6 protein-coding genes and 1 pseudogene are annotated in these 4,235 nt (G+C 70.8%); 6 read left to right on the plus strand and 1 reads right to left on the minus strand.

Annotation, left to right across the window (positions count from 1 at the left end; all coding sequences use genetic code 11):
* The first annotated feature begins 140 nt into the window (after positions 1 to 140).
* From ACJOT3_RS32980 to ACJOT3_RS32990, 3 genes are all read left to right on the plus strand, one after another.
* A complete protein-coding gene (locus tag ACJOT3_RS32980; protein ID WP_406977051.1) occupies positions 141 to 347 on the plus strand; it encodes a BldC family transcriptional regulator in 207 nt (68 codons plus the stop codon).
* A gap of 131 nt (positions 348 to 478) precedes the next feature.
* The gene (locus tag ACJOT3_RS32985; protein WP_406977052.1) at positions 479 to 682 is read left to right on the plus strand and encodes a hypothetical protein; all 204 of its coding nucleotides are present in this window, start codon (positions 479 to 481) and stop codon (positions 680 to 682) included.
* Positions 683 to 762: 80 nt separating this feature from the next.
* Entirely contained in the window at positions 763 to 1,152 is a 390-nt protein-coding gene (locus tag ACJOT3_RS32990) for a hypothetical protein (protein WP_406977053.1), read from the plus strand.
* An 89-nt stretch (positions 1,153 to 1,241) separates the two neighbouring features.
* On the opposite strand, the gene ACJOT3_RS32995 is transcribed toward ACJOT3_RS32990, so the two are convergent.
* Positions 1,242 to 2,261 (minus strand): zinc-binding dehydrogenase, encoded by a 1,020-nt coding sequence (locus tag ACJOT3_RS32995; RefSeq protein ID WP_406977054.1) that lies wholly within the window; start codon positions 2,259 to 2,261, stop codon positions 1,242 to 1,244.
* 61 nt (positions 2,262 to 2,322) lie between these two features.
* Here ACJOT3_RS32995 and ACJOT3_RS33000 point away from each other — a divergent pair, with 61 nt between their 5' ends.
* The 3 genes and pseudogenes from ACJOT3_RS33000 to ACJOT3_RS33010 form a co-directional block, all read left to right on the plus strand.
* A complete protein-coding gene (locus ACJOT3_RS33000) occupies positions 2,323 to 2,631 on the plus strand; it encodes an ArsR/SmtB family transcription factor (protein ID WP_406977055.1) in 309 nt (102 codons plus the stop codon).
* Between the two features lie 110 nt (positions 2,632 to 2,741).
* Complete coding sequence (locus ACJOT3_RS33005; protein WP_406977056.1) at positions 2,742 to 3,296, plus strand: DinB family protein; 555 nt, start codon at positions 2,742 to 2,744, stop codon at positions 3,294 to 3,296.
* 475 nt (positions 3,297 to 3,771) lie between these two features.
* Positions 3,772 to 4,235 (plus strand): annotated as a pseudogene (locus tag ACJOT3_RS33010) (hypothetical protein); the annotation flags it as partial.

A 4,235-nucleotide genomic window follows, 5' to 3' on the forward strand; every position in this document is an offset into this window, starting at 1 on the left:
GCGGGGGCGGCGCGCACATCGCCCGCCGCCCCCGCCCCTCGAACCGGCCCCGCCAGGTCAGTGAGGCACCACGCGGGGCCGACGTGGGGCGGCGGCCATTTCTCCGCCGCCCCACACCCACCCGAAACCGAAAGGACCCGATGGACTCCCCCACACCCCCACCCCTACCGATGCCCTCGCTGTTGACCCCGACCGAGGTCGCCGCTCTCTTCCGCGTGAACCCCAAGACCGTGACCCGCTGGGCCGACGAGGGCCGTCTGCACTCGTTGCGCACCCTGGGCGGCCACCGCCGGTTCATCGAGTCCCAGGTCCGCGCCCTGCTGGCCGCCGGAACCACCACCCCCTGACCCCCGCCCGTCCGGAGCCGCCCCAAAGCCCGGGCGGGCGGGCGCCAACGGCCGCGCCCCGCCACACGAGGGGGCCGGGGCGCGGCCACCCACCCGAGCACCACCCACCCAGAACGAGGAGCACCACACCGATGGGCAAAGTCATCCCCTTCTCCCCCGACCCCGAACAGCGCGAGGCGGAAAAGCCCCGGGCCCAGACCACGACGTTGCGGACCCGCACTCAACGCGCCCGCGACCGCACCCCCACCCCCGACAACCCGGCACCGTGCTGGAACGACGAATGCCCCCGACCCCAGACCGACGCCACCGGCTGCCCCGACCACGGAATCGGCTGATAGGCGACCCCCGTCCCGCCGACCCGGCCGCGCTCATCCGCGCACCCCCGCGCCCGACGCCCCGACCCGAGGAGCACACCATGGACCCCGCCGCCGAACTCGCCGCAGCCGCCACCACCGCCGGGTTCGCCACGGCCATCGAAGCCCCCGACCGGGTGGACCTGCACGGAGTGATGCCCGACGGCTCCCTCCACGGAGCCATGCGCTTCCACCTGGCCACCCAGGCCGGAGAACACCTGTGGCGCTACGAGTTCCCCGCCCGCACCGACATCAACACCCCGGGCCCCGGCCAACACTTCAACAACTTCCCCCGCCACCCCACCCCCGCCGACTTCCACCGCCTCGGCTACTGGTGGCGCCACCTGCCCACCGGCCCCACCTGGACCTACCAACCCCCCACCTGGATGCGCCCCCACACCCCGATCCCGGACACCGGACCCGTCACCGGACGCCCTCGCCCGAGGTCCTGACCAAAGGGAACCCCGCATGCGAAGCGAAGGTCGGCCGACATCGGCGGCCGACGACCGGCGGCCCTCCCGGGGCGGGACGGCCGCGCCGCTCAAGGCGAAGGCGTCCCCTGGTGGAGCGTCTCGTCCTGGGGCTGCACGGCGATGGCGATCTTGCCGCGCGGGCGCCTGCGGCCCTCGCCGGAGGAGCCGCCCTCCAGGAGCGCGTGCGCCTGTGCGATGTCGGTCAGCGGCAGCACGGCGCCGACCACCGGCCGGAGTTCGCCCCGGTCGACCAGGCGGCCGAGGGCTTCGAGCTTCTCCCTGCCGGGGCTGACGAAGAGGAAGTGGTAGGTCGCGTTCACGCCCCACGCGGCGAGCAGGTTCTGGGGTTCGGGGGTGTCCACGATGGACACCACACGGCCCCGGTCGGTGAGGACCTCCGGGCTGCGGGTGAGGGTGTCCCCGCCCACCGTGTCCAGCACGACGTCCACCCCGCCCAGCTCACGGACCTGGGACGCGGGGTCACCGGCGGAGAAGTCGATCGCGACGTCGGCCCCCAGCCCGGTGACGAACTCGTGGTCCCTCGCCCGTGCGGTGGTCACCACCTCGGCTCCCAGCGCCTTGGCGAGCTGGATGGCGGCCGAGCCGACCCCGCCCGCTCCGCCGTGCACCAGGACGCGCTCCCCGGCCCGTACCCTGGTGCGTTCGACCAGCGCCTCCCACACCGTCATGCCCACGAGCGCGAGGCCGGCGGCCTCGACGTGCGACAACCGTTCGGGCTTGAGGGCGACCAGGGCCTGGTCGACCACGTGGAACTCGGCGTAGGTCCCCTGTCCGGCGAAGATCGGCGCCAGGTACCAGACCTCGTCGCCCGACCGGAAGTCGTCCGCCCCGGGGCCGGTCTGGACCACCACGCCGGACACGTCGTTGCCGATCACCGTGGGCAACGCCACCTCGTCCCGGTAGTCGCCGCGCCGGGTCTGGAGGTCGAGGGGGTTCACGGAGGTGGCCACCACGCGCACCAGTACCTGACCGGGGCCGGGGGTGGGTCGTGGCAGCTCCCGGGCGGTGAACGCGGTGTCCGCGTCACCGAAGCGGACGAGTTCCATCACACGCATCGAAGTAGGCATGCACCGACCATAGATCGTCATATCGCGAATTACCAATATGATCCTGCGTTACGATCGCCACATGTTCTCGGAAGACGAGTTGCTGGCCGTGTTCCAGGCCCTGTCCAACCCGGCCCGCCGCCAGATGCTGGTGTGGCTCAAGGAGCCGATGAGCTTCCCCGGCCAGGAGCCCGAGGACGTCGAGATCGGCGTCTGCGTGAGCGACATCCAGCGGCGTGCGGGCCTGGGGCAGTCGACCACCTCGCAGTATCTCGCCATGCTGCGGCGGGCCGGGCTGGTCGTCACCACCCGCCGGGGCAAGTGGACCTACTACCGCCGTGACGAGGCGAACATCGCCCGCCTTCTGGAGACCCTGCGCGACGTGTTCTGAATCCCGACGCGACCCCGGTACCCCCGAGGCGCAGCCCCCCGACGGCGGGCCCGGCCCGACCGGTGCGCGACACCGACCGACCCCCGAAACCACCGAGCCCTGGAGCCGACATGGCCGACACGATCATGGCCGACCCCGCCACGCGGGACGTTCTCGCGATCTTCGAACGCGCGCGATCCCGGCTGTTCGGGCGCCTTGAGGGCCTGACCGACGCCGAGTACCACTGGGAGCCGGCCGACGACTGCATCGGTGTCCGCCCCGGAGACGACGGTGTCTTCCGCGTCGCCGTACTCATTCCGGAATCGAGTCCGGATAAGCCGGATCCCCTCACGACGATCGCCTGGCGCATCTGGCACATCGGCGCCCTCTGCCTGCGCGGCTATGTGATCCACTTCTTCGAGGACGTCCCGGAGTTCGGCGACCGCCACGCATGGCCGGGCACCGCCAAGGAGGGCGTCCGGGCGCTCGCCGAGGACTGGGACCACTTTATCTCCCGCATCGCGGCCCTCGGGGATGAGCGCCTGTTGGCGCCGATCGGCACGGGCCCGGGCGGTTGGGCCGATGAGACCTATCTGAAGCTCGCGCTGCACGCGCTGGTCGAGGTCTCGCATCACGGCGGCGAGATCGGCCTGCTGCGCGACCTGTACCTGCGCGAAGGCGTCTGATCCAGGCGGTGCGCGACCTTGTCCGGCGGCCGTGTGCCGCCGGACAACGGCCGGGATTCAGGGCACGAGTGCCCTCGCGCACATGCGACACCGGCTGACCTGGGAGAATGCCGGTCTCCGCCTCTGTTGGGACCGACGGAAAAAGCGCCAATTCCCGCAGATCTTCACATATTCGGACATTATCTGTCGAAATGGCCCGCGGCTCGAAAACGCGAACGAAAAAGTGGTGCATTCGGGCTTCGACACCCTCTGACCGGCCCTAGACTGCACACACGAACACAATCCGTGGCGCGAAAGCCACGGAAAAAAATTCGGAGCCGCCTGGTGCTACCAACACCATGACGGCTCCTGACCGACCTGTCCTGCCTAACCCTCAGGAAGGTGGCTAGGTGTGAATTCTAGTCCCTCGATTGCGCATGTCCAAAACCAGGGTCAGATCCCCGGCCCTATCCCCCGCAAACGCCCCCTGGGGGCGATGGACGGCATCGGGTTCATCCCGGCCATCTGGGTGGTCGACGCTCTTCGCAGCGGGGTCTTCCCCAATCTCCGGGCCCACACGGCCGCCTCGATCATCGCCGACACCGCCGACCGTGACGGCCGCTGGTGCTTCCTGTGCCTGGACACCCTGGTCGCCCGCTCCTGCGGGACCCTCAGCCTCTCCACCGCCAAGCGCGCCATCAAGGACCTGATCGACGCGGGGGTGGTCCGCAAGCTCCCGCGTTCGGAGCTCGCCGTGTTCTTCGCCGCCGACCTGGCCGCGGGCAGGCGCCGCGCCGACAACCTCCCCGACGTCCTGGAACTCCTCATCCCCGCCAGCGCCTACACCCGCCACGACCCCCGGGTGCTGGAGGAGATCAACGAGGTCCGCACACGCCTGGGCGAGGAGCCCCTCACCCCCGACAACCGGCCCGACCTCACCACGACAGGTCGATCTGACCT

It is taken from the genome of Nocardiopsis protaetiae, from assembly GCF_045446735.1.
Lineage (GTDB): Bacteria > Actinomycetota > Actinomycetes > Streptosporangiales > Streptosporangiaceae > Nocardiopsis > Nocardiopsis protaetiae.